The sequence below is a fragment of the Mycobacterium sp. D16Q16 genome, assembly GCF_002013745.1.
Classification (GTDB): Bacteria; Actinomycetota; Actinomycetes; order Mycobacteriales; family Mycobacteriaceae; genus Mycobacterium.
In genome coordinates this window covers 21,337-43,771 of record NZ_MAEY01000010.1, presented here as the reverse complement: position 1 = coordinate 43,771, position 22,435 = coordinate 21,337, and the positions used below count along the sequence as shown (strand labels likewise).

Below are 22,435 nucleotides of genomic sequence, written 5' to 3'. Positions count from 1 at the left end.
GGAAAGGACCTCATCCATGGCTTCGAGCTGGCAGAAGCTCCCCAACCCGCCGCAGCTTCGCGAGTTCCCGTTCAACGTGTTCACTCGCTTCCTGGCCGGACGGGATATCCGCGCGACCGCCGAGCAGCGAGAAGCCTTCCGCCAATACGCGCATGTCGGCGACCCGCTCGCTGACGCAGTGGTCGCGATGTTCGCGCGGTTCCCAGCAGGTCAGGGTCGCCGGATGTTCGAGATGGCCCTGGAGTCCGGCATCGAATCGGTCGACAATCCCCCCGAGGAACTCGTTGCGTTCTTCGCACAGGTCGATGCCCGGCCATATTGGCTCGACGAGGCGAAGCTTGAGCTGGCCGCGCGGGTCAGCATGCGCACCGGAGTCGTCGGCCTGGGCCTGGCACTTCCCGGCCTTGCCCTTACCGGGGGCTACCTCTCATCCCGTGCCGATAAACCCCTGGTCGGTACCGGCAACCTGAATCTGCAAGCCGCGGCTCCCCGTCGGCTGCACGAGACGGCGCAATGGCTCATCGACGTCACCTCTCCCGGTGGACTCGAGCGATTCGCCACCGGTTTCAAGGGAGTTTCTCGCGTCCGTCTGATGCATGCGCTGGTTCGTGGCGCCATGAACCGGCGCGATGACTGGGACTACGAGAACTGGGACACCCCGATCAACCAGATTCAGTTGGCGGGAACGCTGATGCTCTTCTCACTGGCCAACCTGGCGGGATGTCAGGCCATGGGCATGAGCTTCTCCGACGCAGAGCGCGAGGCAGTTTTCCATTTCTGGCGATATGTGGGACAGCTCATGGGAATTCACCCCGAACTTGTACCCACCAGCGAGGAGGACACCTGGCGGTTGTTCTGGCTGGAGGCCGATACCGAGTTCTTGCCCGACGAGGATTCGTACTCCCTGACGCAGGCGCTACACGCGTCCACACAGGACGAGCCGGCGTTCATGCGGCTTTCCCGTGCGTACCTGTCGTCCTACAGCCGCCTCATCCTCGGGAAGACGCATGCCGATCACTTGGGGCTTATCGACAGCAAGTCCATGCAGGCTGCGGTCCTCGGGACCTCGGTGGTCAACTGGTTCTTCGAGCGCCGCAATGTGCTGCCCGGCATGACTCGTATCAGTGAGGAATTCGGTCACTTTGCGCGACGTCAGATCGTCTCGCGCGGCATGGCACAGACCGGTGGCGATCGCACGTACCGGCAGCACGACAAGCTCGCGACCGCCAGTTAGGCAATCTCATATATTGAGACAATAGTTCAACAATTTGAGATGGATGTGGAACCATGACAGTCATGGTTCGTGTCGATGAGGTTGGTACAACACGCCGTTGGGCGATGCTGGCCATTGCCCTGGGGTCCACGGCGGGTGCGAATGTCTTCATCAACGGCGTGGCATTCCTCATACCGGCCCTGCATACCGAGCGCGGTCTCGACCTCGCCAACGCGGGGCTGCTATCGGCGATGCCCAGTTTCGGGATGGTGCTGACCCTCATCGCGTGGGGTGCGCTCATCGACAGGTTCGGAGAACGGATCGCGTTGGTGAGCGGTCTGGCGCTCACGGCCCTGGCCGCATTCGCGGCGGCCGAGGCACCGTCGCTGGTGATCACCGGCGTCTTCCTGCTGTTGGGAGGAGCCGCTGCCGCGGCATGCAACTCGGCCAGCGGACGCGTGGTGGTGGGGTGGTTCCCGCCGAACCAGCGAGGCACGGTGATGGGCATCCGCCAGATGGCCCAACCACTGGGGGTTGCCCTGGGCGCCCTGGTCATTCCCCGTATCGCCGAAGGCCACGGCGTGGCAACGGCATTGATCTTCCCGGCGGTCGTATGCGCGGTGTCCTCGGCGGTGTGCCTGGTGGGCATCATCGACCCGCCCCGCCCTCCTCGCGCCGAGGCGCCCGAGGAGCACCTGGCCAACCCCTATCGCGGATCACGGGTGCTGTGGCTCATCCACGGCGTGTCGGTACTGCTGGTGGTGCCGCAGGTGGTGGTGTGGACATTCACGCTGGTGTGGCTGGTGACCGATAGAGGCTGGAGCATCGGAGCCGCCAGCATCATGGTCACCGTCGCACAGGTCGTCGGCGCGCTCGGCCGGGTCGCAGCCGGAATGTGGTCCGACCGTTGGGGTTCGCGCATGTGGCCGATCCGTCTCATTGCCCTTGCCGCGTCGGCGACCATGGCGTTACTGGCTGTCACCAATCAGCTGGACTGGTCGATCAGCGTCGTCGTCATGCTCGCGGCTTCGGTGATCACCGTGTCGGATAACGGCCTGGCCTACACGTCGATCGCGGAGATCGCCGGACCGTTCTGGAGTGGCCGGGCCCTAGGCGCGCAGAACACCGGTCAGCTGCTGGCCGCCGCGGTCTCACCGCCGGTGTTCGGGGCGATCGCCACAGCAGCGGGATTCTCTGCGGCGTTCGCCGTGTGCGCGCTGTTCCCGCTGGCCGCAGTCGGTTTGGTGCCGGTGAAGCTGGAGAAACCCGCCCAATAACGCCGAATGCGAGCCTGACGCGATTTTCCGGCCGGATTTCCGCGTGAGGCTCGCACTCGATCAGGACTACAGGAAGCTGGCGATCCGATCACCAGTGGCCGAGGTGGACAGCTTCTCCGCGCCCCGGGTGGCCAGGTGCTGTTCGACCGCCTTCTCCACGCGGGCCGCAGCCTCGGTCTCGCCGAGGTGATCCAGCAGCAGTGAGACCGACACGACCGCAGCCGTAGGATCGGCGATCCCCTGGCCGGCGATATCGGGCGCACTGCCGTGCACGGGCTCGAACATGGACGGGTTCTTACCCGAACCGTCGATGTTTCCGCTTGCGGCCAAGCCGATTCCGCCGGTGACCGCGGCCGTCAGATCGGTGATGATGTCACCGAACAGGTTGTCGGTGACGATGACGTCGAACCGGCCCGGGTCGGTCACCATGTGGATGGTGGCGGCGTCAATATGCTGGTAGTACACCTGCACGTCCGGATGCTCGGCGGCGACCTCGTTGACCGTCCGCGTCCACAGCGAGCCGGCGTACTTGAGCACATTGTTCTTGTGGACCAGCGTCAGGTTCTTGCTGCGGGCCTCGGCACGCTGGAACGCGTTGCGCACCACACGCTCCACCCCGAAGCGGGTGTTGAGGCTGACCTCGGTAGCCACCTCGTGCGGGGTCTCGACCCGAATGGCTCCGCCGTTGCCGGTGTACGGCCCTTCAGTTCCCTCGCGCACCACGACAAGGTCGATGGCCGGGTTACCGGCCAATGGTCCCGTCACGCCCGGGTACAGCTTGGCCGGACGCAGATTGATGTGGTGATCGAGCGCGAATCTGGTGTGCAGCAGCAGACCGCGCTCCAGCACGCCACTTTGAACAGATGGATCGCCAATGGCGCCCAGCAGAATGGCGTCATGGCCACGGAGCTCGTCGAGCACCGAATCGGGCATCAGCTCGCCAGTGGCCAGGTACCTGCGGGCACCCAGGTCGTATTCGGTCTTGTCGACGCCGGGCAGTACCGCATCGAGGATCTTGACGGCCTCGCCGATGACCTCGGGTCCGATGCCGTCGCCGGCGATGATCGCGAGTTTCGTCATGAAAGATCAACCAGCTCAAGGGTTGTCGCTCCGACGGCGGCACGGATCTCGTCCAGCACGGCATCCGGGGCACTGCGATCGATACGCAGGATGATGGTGGCCGCCTGTCCGGAGGCGTCCTGGCTCAGCTGCGCGGCCTGGATGTTGACGTCGGCAGAACCCAGCACGGTGCCGATCTTGCCGAGGGCACCGGGCACGTCGGCGTAATTGATGACGAGGTTCTCGCCTTCAGCACGCAGATCGAAGTTACGGCCGTTGATCTGAACGATCTTCTGCACCTGCTGCGGGCCGGACAGGGTTCCGGCCACGTTGATCACGGAACCGTCCGCGTATACGGCGCGCACGTCGACCACGCTGCGGTGGTTGGGGCTCTCGGTGGCCGTGGTGATCTCGGCGCTCACGCCGCGCTCCTCAGCGATCGACGGAGCATTCACGAAGGTCACCTGGTCCTCGATCACCGAGGAGAAGAGCCCACGTAGCGCCGAAAGCTTCAGCACCGCAACATCTTCGGAAGCCAGCTCGCCGCGAACGTCGACCGACAGCGAGGTGGGCAGCTGCTCGGACACGGCACCGATGAGCACGCCGAGCTTGCGCACGACCTCCAGCCACGGCGCGACCTCTTCGCTAACCACTCCCCCGCCGACGTTGACCGCGTCGGGGACGAACTCGCCCGCCAGGGCCAGCTGCACGCTCGCGGCCACATCGGTGCCGGCGCGGTCCTGGGCCTCGCTGGTCGAGGCGCCCAGGTGCGGGGTCACCACAACCTGGTCGAGCTCGAAAAGCGGGCTGTCGGTGCACGGCTCAGTGGAGAACACGTCAAGCCCGGCGCCGCGGACGTGACCGCTGCGGATCGCGTCAGCCAGTGCGGCCTCGTCGATAAGCCCACCGCGTGCAGCGTTGACGATGATGACGCCCGGCTTGGTCTTGGCGAGCGCCTCCTTGCCGATGAGACCCGCGGTTTCCGGCGTCTTGGGCAAGTGCACCGAGATGAAATCTGCCCGACCCAAAAGTTCGTCGAGGGTCAGCAGCTCGATGCCGAGTTGGGCGGCGCGAGCGGCCGAGACGTAGGGGTCATAGGCAACGATGTGCGTCCCGAACGCGGCGAGGCGCTGCGCGAACAGCTGGCCGATGCGGCCCAGGCCCACCACACCGACGGTCTTGCCGAAAATCTCTGTGCCGTTGAACGACGAGCGCTTCCAGGCGTGCGCCTTGAGCGAGGCGTCGGCGGCCGGGATCTGCCGCGCGGTGGACAGCAGCAGGGTGACGGCGTGCTCGGCAGCGCTGTGGATGTTCGAGGTGGGTGCGTTGACCACCAGGACACCGCGGGCGGTGGCCGCCTTGACGTCGACATTGTCGAGTCCGACGCCGGCGCGCGCGACGATCTTGAGCTTGGTTCCCGCGGCCAGTACCTCGGCATCCACCGTGGTGGCCGAGCGCACCAACAGCGCATCGGCGTCGGGTACCGCGGCCAGCAGCGCGGGGCGATCGGGGCCGTCGACCCAGCGCACCTCCACACCATCACCAAGTGCTTCGACGGTCGACTGGGCAAGTTTGTCGGCAATCAGCACGACTGGACGTTCGCTCACGTCGTCATAGCCTAGTGTGCCGCCCGAAGCGGCGGACATCACAGTCGCCGACAGTCGGGGTCCTGCCCCGCCACATCGAGTAGCGCACTACTCACGCCCCAGGACGCGCGCCCGGATGACGCTGTGCGCATGACTGAAACACATGTACTGCCTGTCAGTGGCCAATACACGGTCCGCAGTGGTGACACGCTGTGGAAACTGTCCGAAATGTTCTATGGCGACGGACGTCGCTACCGGGTGATCGCGGTGATCAACGGCTTGTCCGATCCGGACCTCATCGAGGTCGGGCAGGAACTTGAAATCCCCTATGTCACGTACCGCTACCAGGTCAAAGCCGGTGACACCAAGGGGAAGATCGCAGAACACTTCTATGGCAGCTTTTCGATGAGCGGAGTGTTCGAGAGCCCCAGTGGCGTGTCGCAGCGCGACCTCATCGTCGGCGAATGGCTGCTGATGCCCGATCTCGCCAACGTGGGACATCACACCGTGGTGTCGGGTGAGACGCTGCAAGTGCTCGCGGACCGGTGGTACGGCGACTGGACACTCTGGATAGTGATTGCGATCGCGAACCAGCTGAGCGGAGATGACCCGGAACCCGGCGCCGTGCTGATCCAGCCTCGGCTCAACCGCCGCCACACCGTTGTCGCCGGCGACACGCTCTGGAAGCTGGCGGGCCAGAACTATGGCGACTACGGCGACGAGCGGACGCTGTTGGCGGTCGAGATGGTGGCCGCGGCCAACCTGATCGAAGACCCCGACCGCATCACGGCGGGACAGGTCATCTACTTCCCGTCGATCGATCTGGGTGGCTGATCACACCTCAGCCAGGTCTATCCCACGCGTCTCACGAACGGCCAGCAGTGCCACAAATGTCAGTACACCGGCGACGGACAGGTACACGCCCACCCAGCCGACGCCGAAGTCGTGCACCAACCACGTCGCGATGAAGGGCGCCATGGCGGCGCCGATGATGGACGCGAAGTTGTAGGCGATCCCCGACCCTGTGTAGCGCACATTCGTCGGAAACAGCTCGGGCAGCAGGGCACTCATCGGCCCAAAAGAGAAGCCCATCAATACCATTCCCAGACTCAGGAACACCAGCATTGTGGTCTTGTCCACCGTCGCCGGGTCGAGGAACCAGCCGAACGAGAGCCCGAACGCGATGATTCCGGCAGTGAACGTCAGCAGCACCGGCCTGCGGCCATACTTGTCCGCCAGCCGGCCGGATATCGGCACACACGCGGCGAGGAACAACACCGAAATCAGCTGCATCTGAAGGAAGTCGACGTAGCTGATCGCGAGTTTGACCCCGGATTTGTCGACCACCTTCCCCGTTCCGTACGACGCCGCCCAAGTCGTGACGACGTAAAAGATGGTGTACGTGGCCAGCATGACGAAGGTGCCGATCACCAGCTGACGCCACGAGGTCCGGACCACCTCGGCCAGCGGCGCACGCACCTTCTTGCCCTCGGCAACCGCCTGGGTGAACACGGGTGTCTCGGTGAGCTTGAGCCGCACGTACAGGCCGACGACCACGATGACGGCGCTGGCCAAGAACGGAACCCGCCAACCCCACGCCAAGAACGCATGGTTGGCCGCGGCCGACTTAGCGTCGAAGCCCATGACGAGCATCAACAACAGGAAGGTGCCGTTGGCGAAGAAAAAGCCGATCGGGGCGCCGAGCTGTGGCCACATCGCCGCCCAGCCCCGCTTGCCCTCCTCGGCGGTTTCGGTCGCCAGCAGCGCCGCACCCGACCACTCGCCTCCCAGTCCCAACCCCTGACAAAAGCGCAGCAGCGACAGCATGGCCGGAGCCCAGTAGCCCACAGTTTCGAAGGTGGGTAGCAGCCCGATCGCGAAGGTCGCGACTCCCATGGTCATCAGCGATCCAACAAGCGTGGCCTTGCGTCCGATCCGATCGCCGAAGTGTCCAAACAGCATGGATCCGACCGGCCGGGCGACGAAGGCCAACCCGAATGTCGCGAACGAGGACAGCAGCGCGGCGGTGTCATCTCCTTTGGGAAAGAACAACGTTGGGAATACCAGCACCGCTGCGGTGGCGTAGATATAGAAGTCGAAGAATTCGATGCTCGTGCCCACCATGGAGGCAACGACGATTCTGCTGCGCGGGACCACGGGCGCAGCGGGCACGGTCTCCGGTGTCAGGGCCACCGGCGGAGACTAACGCAGCGACTCGATTCTCGTGGCCAGCATGGCCGTCCATTCCGCGATGTAGTCCTCGTCGGCAATATCGAGGCCAGGCCGGCGGAACACCGCGTTGGTCGCACGCTTGCCCAGGAGCGCATTGACGCCAAGCACCCCAATCGATTCCGCGTCCTGCTTACTGACGCCGGGCGCCCAGCCCTGTACCCAATCGGTCAGTTCTCCGTACAGGCTGTCGAACAGCGCCGCGTAGGCGTCATCGAGCCGCGCGGGGCGGCCCGACGGCACACTGGAGACGATCTGCAACAACTGCGATTCCTCGTCCAGGATCGCCAGGATGTAGCGCCCCATCATGGTCAGTTCATTACGCAGGTCTCCGAGACCGCCGAAGAGTGCGCGGATATCGCGCATAGCGCTGCGCCGATCGAGCTGACGGTCGATACCGGCCTCAAGCAGCGCCTCCTTCGACTTGAAGTGGTGGTACAGGCCGCCCGAGCCCGGCGTCAGACCAGCAGCCTTCTCAATCTGCGCCACGCTGGTGGCCTTGTACCCCTGCTCTCCGAACAACCGCATGGCCTCGGTGACCAGGCGCTCCTTGGTGGAAATCTCACCCATTGACGCCTCCAAAGTAATCACTTAGTCTCACTCAGTGAGCACTTTAACAGCTGGGATGGGTCACCGGTAGGAGGCAGCCATGGCCGAAGAGCTAGTGCCTAGAGGCAGGGTCCGGCGCACCATGCCGCTGGCGGGCTTCACCGCCCGCGCCGCAGGCGGACGACTCGTCGCAGGACTCCGTGAAAAGGCCGGAGACACCGGAGCAGTCGACCGCTTCCACGAGAAGACCGCCGAGCGCTACGCCGAGCTCCTTGGACACTCCAAGGGCGTGCTCATGAAGGCCGGCCAGATCTTCTCGAGTATCGACATGGGGGGTTCCGGCGACAGCCGAATTTCGCCATACGAGCTGGCATTGACTCGACTTCAGACCCAATCCCCGCCTATGGAACCCGCGCTGGCACGTAGCGTCCTCGAAACAGAGCTCGGCATGCCCGTGAGCGAGGCATACGCCACGTTCACAGACGAACCGATCTCCGCAGCATCAATCGGGCAGGTTCACCGCGCGACGCTACATGACGGCCGTGATGTCGTCGTCAAGATCCAGTATCCCGGTGTGGCACAAGCAATCCAGGACGATCTGGCCAATACCGAACTTGTCACTACATTCCTGCGCGTCACCTTCGCACTCATGGACCGTAGATACGCGATCGATCTCTCCGCAACCGCACGCGACATCTCAGATCAAATCAGGGAAGAGCTCGACTACAACCAGGAAGCGGCGAACATATCCGCGTTTCACCAACTATTCCGTGGGCATCCATTCATCCGAGTGCCCGAAGCCGTACCCGAGCTGTCCACGGGGCGCGCCATCACGATGACGTATATCGACGGAATCGACTGGGCCCAAGCTCAGCACGCCGACCAAGAACTTAGAAATACCTGGGCGGAGGCACTTTGGCGATTCAGTCTCGCACCACTGCAACACGCCTCTGCCTTCTACACGGATCTACATCCCGGGAACTACCGGTTCGGGATGGACGGCAGTCTCGGGATCGTCGACTTCGGTTCGGTTAAGACCCTTCCGGAGAAAAACCGTCTCGCCTGGATTCGGATGGTCGCCGCAAGCATCGAGCAGCGCCCGACCGATCTCCACGCCACGATGAAGGAAGCCGGTTTCCTATCCGCTAAATCCACCATGACCGCGGAGGAAGCTCTGCGGTGGATGAATGAGATCAACACTGACGCAACACTGCCGCAGCCGGTCAGCTACACACCTCAATTGATAGACCGCAATCTCACGGCGCTCGACAGCCCCTTATCGCGCCGGATTTCCCTTCCCCCGGACCTTATCTACCTTGTTCGGTTTCCCCTTGGAGTCCGCTCCGCGATGTCGAAGCTCCGCGCCACCGTCAGCTCGCGATCCGCTGCCGCAGACATGATCGGAATCGCGGAACCCGAAACCCCCCTGGGTGTTCGGCATGTGGCCTGGGTCCGTGAACGTGGACTGCCCTTCGGACTAGACCCGCGAGAACAACCAAAGGTCGGTGCCCAGCTATGAGCGACAACCCCGGAGCCGCGAAGCCGCCGACATCCAGCCCGATCCCCCACGGACGAATCCGGCGCACCATGCCCCTGGCCGGCTTCACCGCCCGCGCCGCAGGCGGACGACTCGTCGCAGGCCTCCGCGAAAAAGCCGGAGACACCGGAGCCATCGACCGCTTCCACGAACGCACCGCCGAGCGCTACACAGAACTGCTCGGACACTCCAAAGGCGTCCTCATGAAAGCCGGCCAAATCTTCTCGGTCGCCGATATCGCGTCGCACGGGTACAGCCAGCTCTCGCCGTATCAGAACGCGCTGACCCGGCTACAGGCCGACGCACCGCCCATGCATCCGTTGTTGGCGCGCCAGGCCCTCGAAGAGGATCTCGGGCGATCGATCGAGGAACTGTTCTCCGAATTCAGCGACGAACCGATGGCGGCGGCATCGATCGGCCAGGTGCATCGCGCGACCCTTCACGACGGCCGTCCGGTTGCGGTCAAGATCCAGTATCCGGGTGTGGCACATGCCATCAGACACGACCTATCGAACGCGGAACTGATGGCCACCTTTCTGCGCTTCGCGACGGGGATCGCCGGACCGCGGCCACAGCTAGACCATCGCCTAATGGCCGACGAGGTGGCCGCGCGTATTTCCGAGGAGTTGGACTATCGGCACGAGGCCACCAACATTCAGACCTTCGCGGAGCTATACCGGGACCATCCGTTCATCCGGATACCCGAGGTGATCCCGGAAGCTTCCGGCAATCGGATACTCACCATGACGTACCTGGACGGATTGGACTGGACGGCGGCCCAGCTGGCCGATCAGGACCTCAAAAATGTTTGGGTGGAGACGATCTGGCGCTTCAGCGCTGGGTCATTTCGGCATGCCAATCTGTTTCATGCCGATCCACATCCGGGCAACTATCGATTCGGCATGGACGGGTCGGTCGGTTTCGTCGATTTCGGCTGCATCAAGGTGGTGCCCGAGATCTTGCGCTATCGGCTCGTGCAGATGATTCGCGCGGCCGCCGAGGAACGTCGGGGAGATTTGCGTCAGCTCATGGTCGACGCCGGCTACTTCGCGATCGATTCGCCGCTGTCCGAACAGGACATCTTCGAATGGCTCGGGGCGACCGTGCAAGACATCCGCGCCGCTCAACCCGTGACATTCACGCGTGAAGTGTCCAACAGTGGCACCCGATCCCTGCTCAATTTCCAAACGCTGCATCAGATGTCGATCCCCAGCGACCTGATTTTCCTGGCCCGGATCAATCTGAACATCAGCGCCCTGTCGGCAACGCTGAACGGGACTGCGCACACCCGCGCGCTACTCGACGACCTCGACGGTGTCGCCGAACCCGTTTCCCCACTAGGTAAACAGCATGTCGCATGGGTCCGTGACCGCGGCCTGCCCTTCGGATTGGATCACCATGACCACTGCTAAGCCCATCGCGCCGCGGATCCCCTGGGATTCAAGGGATCCCTACCTCTACTACGAGAGTCTCCGGGCCCGTGGCGACGTGGTCTGGGACGAAAACGCCGGCACCTGGGTGGTTCTCGGCTATCACCCGGCCCGCGAGGTGCTGGGCGGCACCGACTGGTCGAGTGATCCACTCGCCAGCCCCCAGATGCGCGCGGCAGCCCCCGAGTACCTCGATCTGTCGAGCTTCGGCAGAAACATGCTCTTCGCCGATGAACCAGACCACACCGAGCTCCGGGGTGCGGTCCGCGACGTGTTTACCCCTGGATTCATTGCCGGCCTACGCGACGGCGTGGAGTCCATCACCGCTCATGTCATCGAGTACCACTTGGCAGGAGAATCTTTCGATTTCATGACCGATATCGCCTTGCCGCTGCCGATCGCCATCATCGGTGAATGGCTTGGCCTGGATGACTCATCGTCCGCCGTCCTTCGCGAGGAATCTCCGATCATCATTCAGATGCTGGGCGCCTTCGCCGACGTCGAGACCGTCATGGCCGGCACGGCGGCCGGGGCCACCCTCGCTACCGAGCTGCTACCCCTGGCCGCGGATCGGCGCGCACACCCCGGTGACGACCTACTCAGCCTGATCGCATCCGATACCGACCTGTCTTTGGAAGACGTCGTCACCATGACATTCATGATCGCGATTGCGGGTCATGAGACGACGGCTAATCTCTTGGGGGCAAGCATGCTTCGGCTGCTCACCGCGCGCGCCGACGGAACCCGGCTTGCCGATCACGTCGACCCCGATGACCCCGCAGTCATCACTGAACTACTGCGACTCGACGGCCCGGTACAGGGCACCGCGCGCGTAGCGATCCGGGACCATAGCCTCGCCGGGAACACGATCCTGGAGGGCCAGACCGTACTCATCGCGATCGCGGCCGCAAACCGCGATCCGCAGGTGTTCACCAATCCCGCCGAATTCCGGCTAGACCGCAAGAACACCCCACCGCTGGCCTTCGGATACGGGGCGCATCACTGCTTGGGCTCAGCGCTGGCCAGGCTGGAGGCCGCGGTGGCCATTCGCGAGATCCTGGCACGCCGGCCGGTGATCATCGGTCCTGTCAGCTGGCGAGATACACCCGCCATCCGCGGACCACTCAGCATTCCCATGCGGTTCCATATCTAAGCACCGCAGCGCGATATTTCGCGGGTGTACCGAAAGGTATGGGCATATTGTGGTGAAATGCTCGTCAAAGCGGTCCGCAGCGGGTTGTAGGCCAGCGTGCTGCAACTCATGTTCACCTCGAATGACCTTGCTTTGACGCGGTTTTTGCCGATGCCCGCCCCTTTGTTAGAGATGAAGTTCGCGGCACGAGCGCTGCGGCACGGTATTCGTACACCGTGGGGCGAGCGGTGGCGTTGTCACGCGCTGGCGGCATTCCCCATATCGGCGGCACCGGGACGGGCACTGGTGAGCCACTTTTCGTGGTCATTGTCCCCCACGGTGCTGGGCGACAATTTCGATGAGGGCATGCAGTCTGTCCAGGAATTGACTCGGCAACAAGCGCATGCGGAATTGGCTGTCTTCGGGCGAGGCCCCACCGAAGGCACCGGTGCGCCGCACTATCTCCGGCACGCCATCGCAGGCAATCGCGAGGCCAACGTGGCGTTGGGGCGCACGACAAGAAGCGCCTACAGGGCGGTGCTGGAACCCTACTGGCCCAATATCCAGGCGAATCATCAGATTGAACTAGTCAGGCAGGGGCGCATGATGGCGCGCCAGGGCGTGCGGGCCACGCTCAGCAAGGTCATCCCCGGCGCACGATGGAATGGCGATTGCCTCGAGATCGACAGTCCACAGCGCCACACCATCGCCCTACGCGGCCGTGGACTCGTGCTGACACCAAGCGTCTTCTGGGCGGGGCCGCCGCTAGTCGGTGAGCTTGGCGACCGCCCGGTGGTCCTGGCATACCCAGCACCAATCGATCTCACCATGGGTATCGGCACCGAATCTGACTCGCTCGCAACGATACTCGGGGCAACCCGCGCGGCAGTATTGCGCGTGCTGAGTCAGGAGCACACCACCGGTGACATCGCCCGCGATCTCGGTATCAGCCCGGCGTCAGCCTCCGAGCACACATCGGCATTGCGGCAGGCACGGTTGGTACACAGCCGCCGCGATGGCAAAGCGGTCATTCACTGGGCCACCGCTTTGGGCCTGGACCTGATCGGGGCGAACCGCCCGTAGCTGGCGCCACCGGCGGAGATTGCAATGCAGCAGCCACTTCCATAACAGTTGCGCCCAACACTGTTGACAACTGACGTTGTTAACGTCTCCAATAGGAGGAAGCGAACCGCTCCCTGGGAGGCAACGATGCCAAGCACAGCTACACACGCCACGACACCATCCTCGGCGGGTATGCCGCCTCGAGGTGATGCCAAAGCCCGGATTTGGCGGCGCGGTGACGGGCCAACGCCCGCCGGTCAACGCACCGGACCCGACGGACACCCGGACTACGGTTACTTCGGCCCCGGCTCAGTGACCTGGAAGGTCTTTCTGCATCCCTCCGTGGCACCGATGATCGTCCTGGTGACGGCGCTCCTGGAGGGCAGTCATGAGGGATTGCAGGCCGTCGAGATCAACCACGATCCGGTGTTCACCAAGAGCAAGCGCAACCAGGTCGACTTCGATGACACCGTCAAACGCATTCAGCGCACGGCCGGAGTGCCGATACCGATCATCTTCGGCGACACCGCAAGCGCCGATGCCCTGGCCGCGCACCTGCGTCACTACCACCGCAACATGAAGGGTGTCATTCCCGGCACCGACCGGCCCTACGACGCGCAGGGGCCGGCACTGGTGCTCTTCGCGCACGTGACGATCATGCATGCGGCGCTACGTATCTACGAGAACACACCCGCACCGGGGCGTCTTATCCCCCGGCGCCTCCCCAAAGCCGAACGCGACCAATTCTTTTCAGAGGTTAAGACGTTCGCCGAGCTCATGGGGGCCGACCCGGACACCGTGCCGGTTACCTCCGAGGAGGTGGAGGCCTACTACGACTCCATCGAATCCGAGTACCGGATGGTGAAAGGATTTGTGCCCGGTGGCATGCGATTCGCCCTGTCGGTGATCAGAAACGCGCGCGGCTTCGGCGGACTGACTGCGGCGGCGGTGGCCGCGATTACCCTCGTCACCGCCGTGCCTTCTGTTGCCGTGGTGCCGCCAAAGGTGCGGCGCCATTTGGGAATTCCCCGGATCGCGGACCCGGTACTGGCGATGCTCCTGCGACTTGCGCAGCCTGCCTTTGTGCCCTTCACACTCGAGCCGCTGGCGCGCGAGATCTCGAGACTCTTCATCGGTGATGACGGCATTACGTTGGGAGAGAACGCCCGCGAGCTTATGGAACAGTCCGCCTAGGGCGTCACACTCGCAGTGCGGTGAATGGTGCGATCGGAATCAGCCTGATGGCGAACCAGGCCACGAACACCACCACGACGATCGCCGGCACCCATCCGCGCAGCCATGGCGGATTCCAGCCGGAGTCTCCTCGCCAGCGGCTACGCGTCCATGCGACAAAGCACACCGTGAGGAATCCCAGGGCCACCAGCGCAACCGCGTTGTAGTGCAACGCACCGAGTACATCGCCGTGCATCACCGAATAGACCATCCGCAAACCGCCACACGCGGGACAGTCGAGACCGGTCAGTGCCTTGAAAGGGCACACCGGGAGCACTCCCCCCGGCGTTGTCGGGTCACCGAACCAGATTGCCGCGCATCCCGCCGCCGTCACGCCCGCCACTACGGCGGGGCGGCGAGACGGGAAGCGACGGTGGACGGACTGGAGGTGGTCATCGGGTTCCAGTATCCACCGAACCTCGGCATGACTACAGTCGCATAATCGGCCGTCGACTTCACAACCTCAGATCCCTACCGCCTCGGTTGCGGGTCGTCCGTTGCATCGAGAAATTGCCTCTCATCGAAAGAGTCAACGGTCGCAGACAGGGATTGCACCTCGCTCACAAGTTCCGCCCACGAGAACGACGGGCTTTCTCCATCTTGTCCAATGAATCTCCGCAGGGCAGCGTCCAGATCCAGCTGCCAGAGATTCGCAACGCTCTCCGTTGCAGCGAGAATGTACCGGGTAGCGAACATCACGTTTCTCATCAACATAATTCGAGCGACCACGGTCTGCTTCTGCTCCGAAATAACCGTGATGGCCAGCCAGGCGGCGTTGCCGTGTGTTGGTCTGCTCAGCTCTTCGTAGCTGATAGCTCCCTCGCCAGGGAAGTACTTCTCGATCAGTTGGGTTGCGTTCCCAAACTTCTGCTTCGGCACGTCCTTGAATTCTGAATGAAACTCGGAACCCATTCGGGTTCTCCAAACCTTCCATTGGTTGATCAAGCCAGTTACACGAGCCACCGGTGAGGACTTGTACTCGCGCAACGAATCAGTAATCAGAAGATTGATCCTGAGCATCCTGGCCTGATACGAGATGCTCGGATCGGAGAGATACATGGACCGCGACGCATGCTCAGCGGCTGATCTCGCCAGCGCTGCAGCGCCAACGAAGTTGGGGTGATCGGTCGACAACAACGTCGACATCGAGTGGACACAGTCGCCAGCTGAAATCAAGTAGAACTTGGCGCTCCTGTGGGCGGTCAACAACGGGTCGTCCACGTCCTCTTCCGACCCCAACCGATCGTCGATATCCGTAATCGATTGCCCAGGTTCGCGATAGAGGCCTCCTGGTGGGTAAGCGACAGAAACCGCGATAAGAGCGACAAGGTTCGACAATCCCCTAACGTTATCGATGTAACTTGCCACCTTAGCGTTTGCTGCATCTCGCATTATTGGAGGATAGCTTCGTTGTCGCGCCTGCAAAATCTGTTTTTGACTCCCACGGGGGTGTCGGGAGCTAGTTGCCGATCCCCGCGCATTACCAGTTGATCACCCCTTGGCGCTCCGCTCCATGTGGATACTCAAGCCCTTCTGCCCCACAGAGATATTGGCCAAGTCCAGGTCGAGCCACCTCACCACGACCCCCATCAGCACGCACAGCACACCGACCACGGCAACCAGTGCGATGCATCCGAGAAGTAGTGAAATGCCCATGTACTCATCAAAGGACTTGAGCTGGACACGTCTCTGACCTGCGAAAAGCGTTGAAAATTTCTCTGAACTGCGCTTACGGTGGAATGTTTATGTGAGTGAAGTCCACAGGCTCAGAGTTATCCACAAGCAGAGAGCACGACCTCCACCTGCAGCCTTGTTGGTGCAAGTGACGGCTACCAGGACAAACGCACTACTTCGTACGTTCTGCATAACTACGGTGTGGGCGGCGACGGCCAGACTCCCCTGGTATCGAATAAATGTTCGATACCAGGGATTCCACGGGTGTTGGTCACCAGCGAGAGAGCTAGTGAGAAGGTGGTTCTGGGAGGCCAGGCGTCAAGTCCTGACCACGAGTCGACGGAGGGTGGTCCGGGGTGCCTGGAACGAGGCCTGAATCGAACAGGGTGATATTCGGGTTAGCGCGGGGCGCTCTAACCCTGTCCGAATTTCGAACCGTGATGGACGGTATCAATAACGTTTACGAGTTCTCGGCGATCGACATACTGCCCGGATATGAGTTGTATCCGATTACCAATCGGGTTGCGCCGCGCGTTCATTCGCGGCTCATTCCGGACGATGAGCTACGAATCACCACCCTGAACTACGGCTCCCCGCTGGACCTGGTATTGGGCGGAGATCCTGTTGTAACTGCGGCAGTCGCGGGTTCGCTCGCATGGGTAGGCAAAGAACTTCTGAAAGATGGGGCTAAAAACGCGATTGAGTTTCTCAGCTTTCCTGCAAGGCTTCGAGCCAGGCAAGCGGCACTGCAGGCGGAAGCAAGTGGTGCCCATCTTCAAGACGAACGCAATAGGAAGTCACTAGAGTCGCTTCGTGATAGCGAGCGCTCTCGTGGTGAATCAGATCCGGCTACAACTGCACGAAAGCGTTATCCAAACATCCCATGGGAGATCGAGACCCGCTCAAGAGAATCGTTTGAAATAAGCAACGGCCTGATACGGAAGGAAATTCATAAGGTGGTCCGTGTTGTCGGTCCGCCCACGTTCGTGGATGTCCCTCGGGATGCCTCCGAGGGGGTCGCCTTCGAAACGGAGGACTAGTCGATTCTCACCATTCCCATTGAACGTCGACCGCGGAAAACGCAAAGGCCCCCGACACTCCGAAGAGCGCGGGGGCCTTGCGTGCAGATAAACAGAGACTAGGCGGTTTCGGTGATCGGCCGATCGACCCAGCTCATGAGGTCGCGCAGCTTCTTGCCGGTGACCTCGATCGGGTGCTCGGCGTTCTCCTTGCGCAGGCCCTCGAGTTCCTTGTTGCCGCCCTCGACGTTGGCGACGAGGCGCTTGACGAAGGTGCCGTCCTGGATGTCCTTGAGGATGTCCTTCATCCGCTGCTTGGTGCCCGCGTCGATAACGCGCGGACCCGACAGGTAGCCACCGAACTCCGCGGTGTCGGACACCGAGTAATTCATGCGCGCGATGCCGCCCTCGTACATGAGGTCGACGATCAGCTTGAGCTCGTGCAGCACCTCGAAGTACGCCATTTCGGGGGCGTATCCGGCCTCGACCATGACGTCAAATCCAGTCTTGACCAATTCCTCGGTGCCACCGCAGAGCACGGCCTGCTCACCGAACAGGTCGGTCTCGGTCTCTTCCTTGAAGTCGGTCTTGATGACGCCGGCGCGGGTGCCGCCGATGCCCTTGGCATACGACAGCGCGAGGGCCTGGCCCTCACCCTTGGGGTCCTGGTGCACGGCGATAAGCGCGGGAACACCCTTGCCATCGACGAACTGACGACGCACCAGGTGGCCGGGGCCCTTCGGGGCGACCATGGCAACGGTGACGTTGGCCGGGGGCTTGATCAGACCGAAGTGGATGTTCAGGCCGTGACCGAAGAACAGCGCGTCGCCGTCCTTGAGGTGCGGCTCAATCTCATTCGTGAAGATCTGGGCCTGCGCGGTGTCGGGCGCCAGGATCATGATGACGTCGGCCCACTTGGCGACGGCTTCGGGGGTATCGACCTCGAGGCCCTGCTCGGTGACCTTCTCGCGCGACTTGGAGTCCTCGCGCAGACCGACCTTCACCTGGACGCCGGAGTCGCGCAGGCTCAGCGAGTGCGCGTGTCCCTGGCTGCCGTACCCGATGACGCCGACCTTGCGGCCCTGAATCAGGGTGAGGTCCGCATCATCGTCGTAGAACATCTCAACTGCCACAGTGCTTTTCCCTTCTTACTTCTTCTTCTGACGTCTTTATGACTGCTACTTCGCGGCGGCGATGGACCGCGGGCCACGGGACAGCGCGACCACGCCGGATTGCACGATCTCCCGAATACCGTACGGGTCGAGCATCCGCAGCAGAGCATCCAGCTTGGACTGGGTGCCCGTCGCCTCGATGGTCACCGACTCCGGCGACACATCCACGACCTTGGCGCGGAACAGGTTCACCACCTCGATGACCTGCGCGCGCACCGTCGCATCGGCCCGCACCTTGACGAGCATCAGCTCGCGGGCGACCGAATTCTCCTCGTCCTGTTCGACGATCTTGATCACGTTGATGAGCTTGTTGAGCTGCTTGGTGACCTGCTCGAGCGGAAAATCGTCGACGGTGACGACGATTGTCATACGCGAAATACCTTTGAGTTCGGTCGGGCCCACCGCCAGCGACGCGATGTTGAATCCGCGCCGCGAGAACAACGCCGAAACACGGGCGAGCACACCGGGACGGTCCTCGACCAGAACGCTCAGGGTGTGGGTGCTGGTCATCGTGACCCTTCCTGCTCCGCAGTTTCATCATCATCGAACAGCGGCCGGATGCCCCGGGCCGCCTGGATCTCGTCATTACTGGTGCCGGCCGCGACCATCGGCCACACCTGGGCGTCGGCACCGACGATGAAGTCGATGACCACCGGGCGATCGTTGATGGCCCGCGCCTCTTCGATCACCTTGGCCACGTCCTCTTCACGCTCGCAACGCAATCCGACGCAACCGAGCGCCTCGGCCAGCTTCACGAAGTCGGGGATGCGACGCGAGTGTGTCGCCAGGTCGGTCTGCGAGTAGCGCTGGTCGTAGAACAGGGTCTGCCACTGACGCACCATGCCCAGGTTGCCGTTGTTGATGAGCGCCACCTTGATGGGCACACCCTCGATGGCACAGGTGGCCAACTCCTGGTTGGTCATCTGGAAGCAGCCGTCACCATCGATCGCCCACACCTCGGCCTCGGGCCGCGCCATCTTGGCGCCCATGGCCGCGGGCACGGCGAAGCCCATCGTGCCCAGGCCACCGGAGTTGAGCCAGGTGCGCGGGTTCTCGTACTTGATGAACTGTGCGGCCCACATCTGGTGCTGCCCAACGCCCGCCACGTAGACCGCGTCGGGTCCGGCGATCTTGCCCAGGGTTTCGATGACGAACTCCGGGCCCAGGCTGCCGTCGTGTTGTGCGTCGTAGCCCAGCGGGTAGGTCGCGCGGATACCCGACAGGTACTCCCACCACTCGGACAGATCGGTGGTCGCACCGGTCGCGTGATCATTCCGGATGGCCTCGGTCAGCTCGGCGATGACGTTCTTCACGTCCCCGACAATCGGCACATCGGCGTGGCGGTTCTTACCGATCTCGGCGGGGTCGATATCGGCGTGAATCACCTTGGCATCCGGAGCGAACGAGTCCAGCTGCCCGGTGACGCGGTCATCGAAACGCGCGCCCAGGGTGATCAGCAGATCACTGCGCTGCAGTGCTGCCACCGCGCCGACGGTGCCGTGCATCCCGGGCATACCCATGTGCAGCTCGTGGCTGTCGGGGAATGCACCGCGCGCCATAAGGGTGGTGACGACGGGGATGCCGGTCAGTTCGGCCAATTCCTTGAGTTCCGGTGCCGCGTCCGCGCGGATGACACCGCCACCGACGTACAGCACCGGACGCTTGGCGGCGGCGATGAGCCGGACCGCCTCACGGACCTGCTTGCCATGCGGCTTGGTGACGGGCTTGTAGCCGGGCAGGTAGATCTGCGGCGGCCAGCTGAAGGTCGTCTGCGCCTGCAGGACGTCCTTGGGGATATCCACCAGGACCGCACCGGGTCGACCGCTCTGGGCGATGTAGAAGGCCTCGGCGATGATCCGTGGGATGTCCTCGGCGTTGTTCACCAGGAAGTTGTGCTTGGTGATCGGCATGGTGATGCCGGAGATATCGGCTTCCTGGAAGGCGTCGGTGCCGATGAGGCCCCGTCCCACCTGCCCGGTGATCGCGACCACGGGGATCGAGTCCATCTGCGCATCGGCCAACGGGGTGACCAAGTTGGTGGCACCCGGGCCGGAGGTGGCCATCATGACGCCGACCTTGCCGCTGGCATGTGCGTACCCACTGGCGGCGTGCCCGCCACCCTGCTCGTGCCGCACCAGGACATGCCGGACCTTGACCGAGTCGTACAGCGGGTCGTACACGGGCAGCACCGCACCACCGGGAATGCCGAAGATGACCTCGACGCCAAGCTCCTCAAGCGACCGCACTACCGACTGCGCGCCGGTGACGCGCTGGGGTGCGACGGTGTTCGATTCCGGAGCCGGCCCCGGGGCCGAAGCCGGCTTGGGCTTTGCAGGTGCGCTCATGGTGGTCTGTCCTCTTGTTGTGTCCGTACTGAAAACCTATGGCAACAAAAAACCCCCGCCAGCTGTCTGCTGTACGAGGGTTGCGCGTCGAGTGTGCGCGAGTTGCCTTGGACTCGGGCTACGCGTCGACGCGCATACCGATTACTACGAGCAAGGCGGGGTTGTTCACACCGCGTACGGTAGTCGTTTCTGGAGGTCCGAGTCAAATCCCTGCTAGGAGCGGCTTCGCCGAGCGTGAAGCCACCGCGAGTTCGAGGCCCGAATTCTCGCCATGACGTAGCTGTCGGCGACAATGGGTAGATGACCGAGGAGAAACGCACAGTGATCAGGACGTCGCCGATGGCGCATTTCATGTCCGGGTTTCTGGCGCTCGGCATCCTGACATTCGTCCTATATCTCCCGGTCCTCGCGCCCCTGCTGGTCATCCCCGCCGCCTTCTCCTATGCGGTCTTTCGGTACCAGACCGCGGTCGACACCCAGTCGGTGCAGGTACGAACACTGACGGCTACTCGCAAGCTCCCCTGGACGCAGGTCAAGGGGATCGGATTCGACAAGCACGCCTGGGCACGGGCCGAGCTGGTCGACGGCACCGCCCTGCGCCTGCCGGCAGTCACCTTCTCGACGCTGCCCATCCTGTCCGCGGCCAGTAACGGCCGGGTGCCGAATCCCTACCAGGGGCTCGAGCGGGGCTAGGCGACCGCGCGCTCCTGCATGCCCCACGGCGCGCCGAAGGTATTGAGCCGATCCAGGAACGGCAGGCTGTCGAAGGCCTCCGGCCCCAGCACACCCGTGCCGCTCCACGCACCCTCGGCGAGCAGCTCCAGGGCCACGACCGGGTTCACGGCCGTCTGCCACACCACACATTGCGCGCCGTCGCGGGCCATCGTCCATTCGTTGTCGACGACGTGGTGCAGATAGACCTCGCGTGGCTTGCCGTCCTTGCCGGTACCGGTCACCCACAGCCCCGCACACGTGGCCCCACGCATCAGGTGCCCCAGCCCGGCCGGATCCGGTAGGCACGCCGCCACCACGTCGCGAGGGCTAACGGCAGCATCGCCGCCCTGCGCGTGCACGCTCACCGGGTCGGTGCTGTCCAGCCCGACCAGACGCAGCGTGCGCAGCACATTGATGAACTCGGCACCGAGGCCGTACTTGAACGTCACCCGCCGGGCATTTACCCAGCGCGGCATGAGCACCACTTCCTCGTGCTCGACGTTGACGCATTCGACGGGGCCGATGCCTCCCGGGAAGTCGAAGACCTCGGGTTCGCTGAAGGGCTCGGTAGTGAAGAACCCTCTATGGCGTTCCCAGATCAAGGGGGGATTGAGGCACTCCTCGATGGTCGTCCAGATGGAGAACGACGGAGCGAACCGGTGCCCCTGGACCTCCAGGTTGGAGCCGTCCCGGGTGCCCAGCTCGTCGATCTCGGAGAACAGATGGTCGGCGGCATACCGCGCGAACACATCACTGAGGCCCGGCTCCACGCCGATGCCCACCAGCGCCAACAGCCCCTCGGACTCCCACTTTTCGGACATGGCGAACTGTTCGTCACCGAGCATCACCCCGGGCAGCTCGTAGGGCTTGTCCGGATGGCGATGCGACAGGCTCATCGCCATATCGAGGTAGGTGACCCCCGCCGCGAAACATCCCCCGAAGACGCTCATGACGAATCGAGGATCAACCGCGTTGAGCGCATGGGTGATTCGATGCTCGCGGCACAGCGCCGCGACATCCTCGGCCGAGGAGGCATCGATGCGGGCCGCCGTGAACCGTGGATCGCCGAGACGGTCCACCACCGCCTGCGCCCGCGCCATGTCGTAGTCCGCGATCACCAGCGCCTCGAAGAACTCTCGACGGGCCGCGATGAACGCGGCCGCGCTGCCCACTCCCCCGGCACCCACGATGAGGACTCTCATAC

At 63.3% G+C, this 22,435-nt stretch carries 20 protein-coding genes and 1 pseudogene; 10 read left to right on the top strand and 11 right to left on the bottom strand.

Annotation, left to right across the window (positions count from 1 at the left end):
* The first annotated feature begins 16 nt into the window (after positions 1–16).
* Both B4394_RS11235 and B4394_RS11230 read left to right on the top strand, forming a co-directional pair.
* Positions 17–1,234 carry an oxygenase MpaB family protein gene (locus B4394_RS11235; protein ID WP_078308927.1) on the top strand — a complete coding sequence of 406 codons (1,218 nt, stop codon included), beginning with the start codon at positions 17–19 and terminating at the stop codon, positions 1,232–1,234.
* Positions 1,235–1,287: 53 nt separating this feature from the next.
* Positions 1,288–2,490 (top strand): MFS transporter, encoded by a 1,203-nt coding sequence (locus tag B4394_RS11230; protein WP_078315068.1) that lies wholly within the window; start codon positions 1,288–1,290, stop codon positions 2,488–2,490.
* 66 nt (positions 2,491–2,556) lie between these two features.
* Here B4394_RS11230 and B4394_RS11225 read toward each other — a convergent pair whose 3' ends face one another.
* Positions 2,557–3,570 carry a 3-isopropylmalate dehydrogenase gene (locus B4394_RS11225; protein WP_078315067.1) on the bottom strand — a complete coding sequence of 338 codons (1,014 nt, stop codon included), beginning with the start codon at positions 3,568–3,570 and terminating at the stop codon, positions 2,557–2,559.
* Positions 3,567–5,195, bottom strand: coding sequence for a phosphoglycerate dehydrogenase (gene serA, locus B4394_RS11220; protein WP_078315066.1), 1,629 nt, complete (start codon positions 5,193–5,195; stop codon positions 3,567–3,569). Before serA ends, B4394_RS11225 begins: the two co-directional genes overlap by 4 nt.
* A 90-nt stretch (positions 5,196–5,285) precedes the next feature.
* On the opposite strand from serA, the gene B4394_RS11215 reads away from it, so the two are divergent.
* Positions 5,286–5,969 carry a LysM peptidoglycan-binding domain-containing protein gene (locus B4394_RS11215; RefSeq protein ID WP_286142036.1) on the top strand — a complete coding sequence of 228 codons (684 nt, stop codon included), beginning with the start codon at positions 5,286–5,288 and terminating at the stop codon, positions 5,967–5,969.
* Here B4394_RS11215 and B4394_RS11210 read toward each other — a convergent pair whose 3' ends face one another.
* Positions 5,970–7,322: an MFS transporter gene (locus B4394_RS11210; RefSeq protein ID WP_078315100.1), complete on the bottom strand. Its 1,353-nt coding sequence runs from the start codon at positions 7,320–7,322 to the stop codon at positions 5,970–5,972. It lies immediately after the preceding gene.
* A gap of 15 nt (positions 7,323–7,337) precedes the next feature.
* On the bottom strand, positions 7,338–7,934 hold the full coding sequence (locus B4394_RS11205; RefSeq protein ID WP_078315064.1) for a TetR/AcrR family transcriptional regulator: 597 nt from the start codon (positions 7,932–7,934) through the stop codon (positions 7,338–7,340).
* Between the two features lie 79 nt (positions 7,935–8,013).
* Between B4394_RS11205 and B4394_RS11200 the strand changes: the two genes are divergently transcribed.
* The 5 genes from B4394_RS11200 (at position 8,014) to B4394_RS11180 (ending at position 14,268) form a co-directional block, all read left to right on the top strand.
* The gene (locus tag B4394_RS11200; RefSeq protein ID WP_078315063.1) at positions 8,014–9,432 is read left to right on the top strand and encodes an ABC1 kinase family protein; all 1,419 of its coding nucleotides are present in this window, start codon (positions 8,014–8,016) and stop codon (positions 9,430–9,432) included.
* Positions 9,429–10,862 (top strand): ABC1 kinase family protein, encoded by a 1,434-nt coding sequence (locus B4394_RS11195; protein WP_078315062.1) that lies wholly within the window; start codon positions 9,429–9,431, stop codon positions 10,860–10,862. The genes B4394_RS11200 and B4394_RS11195 overlap by 4 nt, the downstream gene beginning before the upstream one ends.
* A complete protein-coding gene (locus B4394_RS11190; RefSeq protein ID WP_078315061.1) occupies positions 10,849–12,033 on the top strand; it encodes a cytochrome P450 in 1,185 nt (394 codons plus the stop codon). The genes B4394_RS11195 and B4394_RS11190 overlap by 14 nt, the downstream gene beginning before the upstream one ends.
* 96 nt (positions 12,034–12,129) lie before the next feature.
* Positions 12,130–13,095 (top strand): ArsR/SmtB family transcription factor, encoded by a 966-nt coding sequence (locus B4394_RS11185; protein ID WP_078315060.1) that lies wholly within the window; start codon positions 12,130–12,132, stop codon positions 13,093–13,095.
* A 126-nt stretch (positions 13,096–13,221) separates the two neighbouring features.
* A complete protein-coding gene (locus B4394_RS11180) occupies positions 13,222–14,268 on the top strand; it encodes an oxygenase MpaB family protein (protein ID WP_078315059.1) in 1,047 nt (348 codons plus the stop codon).
* Positions 14,269–14,272: 4 nt separating this feature from the next.
* Here B4394_RS11180 and B4394_RS11175 read toward each other — a convergent pair.
* The 3 genes and pseudogenes from B4394_RS11175 to B4394_RS25375 form a co-directional block, all read right to left on the bottom strand.
* Positions 14,273–14,703: pseudogene (locus tag B4394_RS11175) on the bottom strand (DUF2752 domain-containing protein).
* Between the two features lie 75 nt (positions 14,704–14,778).
* The gene (locus B4394_RS11170; RefSeq protein ID WP_286142035.1) at positions 14,779–15,699 is read right to left on the bottom strand and encodes a hypothetical protein; all 921 of its coding nucleotides are present in this window, start codon (positions 15,697–15,699) and stop codon (positions 14,779–14,781) included.
* Positions 15,700–15,798: 99 nt separating this feature from the next.
* Positions 15,799–15,963: a hypothetical protein gene (locus B4394_RS25375; protein WP_176138302.1), complete on the bottom strand. Its 165-nt coding sequence runs from the start codon at positions 15,961–15,963 to the stop codon at positions 15,799–15,801.
* Positions 15,964–16,418: 455 nt separating this feature from the next.
* Here B4394_RS25375 and B4394_RS11165 point away from each other — a divergent pair, with 455 nt between their 5' ends.
* Positions 16,419–17,021 carry a hypothetical protein gene (locus B4394_RS11165; RefSeq protein WP_139360119.1) on the top strand — a complete coding sequence of 201 codons (603 nt, stop codon included), beginning with the start codon at positions 16,419–16,421 and terminating at the stop codon, positions 17,019–17,021.
* Positions 17,022–17,119: 98 nt separating this feature from the next.
* Here B4394_RS11165 and ilvC read toward each other — a convergent pair whose 3' ends face one another.
* The 3 genes from ilvC to B4394_RS11150 are packed head-to-tail and all read right to left on the bottom strand — an operon-like array spanning position 17,120 to position 20,517.
* Positions 17,120–18,121, bottom strand: coding sequence for a ketol-acid reductoisomerase (ilvC, locus tag B4394_RS11160; protein ID WP_170914906.1), 1,002 nt, complete (start codon positions 18,119–18,121; stop codon positions 17,120–17,122).
* A 57-nt stretch (positions 18,122–18,178) separates the two neighbouring features.
* Positions 18,179–18,682 (bottom strand): acetolactate synthase small subunit, encoded by a 504-nt coding sequence (ilvN, locus tag B4394_RS11155; RefSeq protein ID WP_078287463.1) that lies wholly within the window; start codon positions 18,680–18,682, stop codon positions 18,179–18,181.
* The gene (locus tag B4394_RS11150) at positions 18,679–20,517 is read right to left on the bottom strand and encodes an acetolactate synthase large subunit (protein ID WP_078315056.1); all 1,839 of its coding nucleotides are present in this window, start codon (positions 20,515–20,517) and stop codon (positions 18,679–18,681) included. Before B4394_RS11150 ends, ilvN begins: the two co-directional genes overlap by 4 nt.
* Before the next feature lie 300 nt (positions 20,518–20,817).
* Here B4394_RS11150 and B4394_RS11145 point away from each other — a divergent pair, with 300 nt between their 5' ends.
* Entirely contained in the window at positions 20,818–21,210 is a 393-nt protein-coding gene (locus tag B4394_RS11145; protein WP_078315055.1) for a PH domain-containing protein, read from the top strand.
* On the opposite strand, the gene B4394_RS11140 is transcribed toward B4394_RS11145, so the two are convergent.
* Positions 21,207–22,433 (bottom strand): saccharopine dehydrogenase family protein, encoded by a 1,227-nt coding sequence (locus tag B4394_RS11140; RefSeq protein WP_078308910.1) that lies wholly within the window; start codon positions 22,431–22,433, stop codon positions 21,207–21,209. The two genes, B4394_RS11145 and B4394_RS11140, sit on opposite strands and share 4 nt — an antisense overlap.
* Positions 22,434–22,435: the final 2 nt, after the last annotated feature.

What these genes read in the sequence shown, in the direction of transcription:
- B4394_RS11200 (WP_078315063.1), top strand. Translation starts at nt 8,014, where the DNA reads ATGGCCGAAGAGCTAGTGCCTAGAGGCAGGGTCCGGCGCACCATGCCG.
- B4394_RS11215 (WP_286142036.1), top strand. Translation starts at nt 5,286, where the DNA reads ATGACTGAAACACATGTACTGCCTGTCAGTGGCCAATACACGGTCCGC.
- B4394_RS11205 (WP_078315064.1), bottom strand. Translation starts at nt 7,934, where the DNA reads ATGGGTGAGATTTCCACCAAGGAGCGCCTGGTCACCGAGGCCATGCGG.
- serA (WP_078315066.1), bottom strand. Translation starts at nt 5,195, where the DNA reads ATGTCCGCCGCTTCGGGCGGCACACTAGGCTATGACGACGTGAGCGAA.
- B4394_RS11235 (WP_078308927.1), top strand. Translation starts at nt 17, where the DNA reads ATGGCTTCGAGCTGGCAGAAGCTCCCCAACCCGCCGCAGCTTCGCGAG.
- B4394_RS11195 (WP_078315062.1), top strand. Translation starts at nt 9,429, where the DNA reads ATGAGCGACAACCCCGGAGCCGCGAAGCCGCCGACATCCAGCCCGATC.
- ilvC (WP_170914906.1), bottom strand. Translation starts at nt 18,121, where the DNA reads ATGTTCTACGACGATGATGCGGACCTCACCCTGATTCAGGGCCGCAAG.
- B4394_RS11140 (WP_078308910.1), bottom strand. Translation starts at nt 22,433, where the DNA reads ATGAGAGTCCTCATCGTGGGTGCCGGGGGAGTGGGCAGCGCGGCCGCG.
- B4394_RS11225 (WP_078315067.1), bottom strand. Translation starts at nt 3,570, where the DNA reads ATGACGAAACTCGCGATCATCGCCGGCGACGGCATCGGACCCGAGGTC.
- B4394_RS11145 (WP_078315055.1), top strand. Translation starts at nt 20,818, where the DNA reads ATGACCGAGGAGAAACGCACAGTGATCAGGACGTCGCCGATGGCGCAT.
- B4394_RS11190 (WP_078315061.1), top strand. Translation starts at nt 10,849, where the DNA reads ATGACCACTGCTAAGCCCATCGCGCCGCGGATCCCCTGGGATTCAAGG.
- B4394_RS11170 (WP_286142035.1), bottom strand. Translation starts at nt 15,699, where the DNA reads ATGCGAGATGCAGCAAACGCTAAGGTGGCAAGTTACATCGATAACGTT.
- B4394_RS11180 (WP_078315059.1), top strand. Translation starts at nt 13,222, where the DNA reads ATGCCAAGCACAGCTACACACGCCACGACACCATCCTCGGCGGGTATG.
- B4394_RS11230 (WP_078315068.1), top strand. Translation starts at nt 1,288, where the DNA reads ATGACAGTCATGGTTCGTGTCGATGAGGTTGGTACAACACGCCGTTGG.
- B4394_RS11150 (WP_078315056.1), bottom strand. Translation starts at nt 20,517, where the DNA reads ATGAGCGCACCTGCAAAGCCCAAGCCGGCTTCGGCCCCGGGGCCGGCT.
- ilvN (WP_078287463.1), bottom strand. Translation starts at nt 18,682, where the DNA reads ATGACCAGCACCCACACCCTGAGCGTTCTGGTCGAGGACCGTCCCGGT.
- B4394_RS25375 (WP_176138302.1), bottom strand. Translation starts at nt 15,963, where the DNA reads ATGGGCATTTCACTACTTCTCGGATGCATCGCACTGGTTGCCGTGGTC.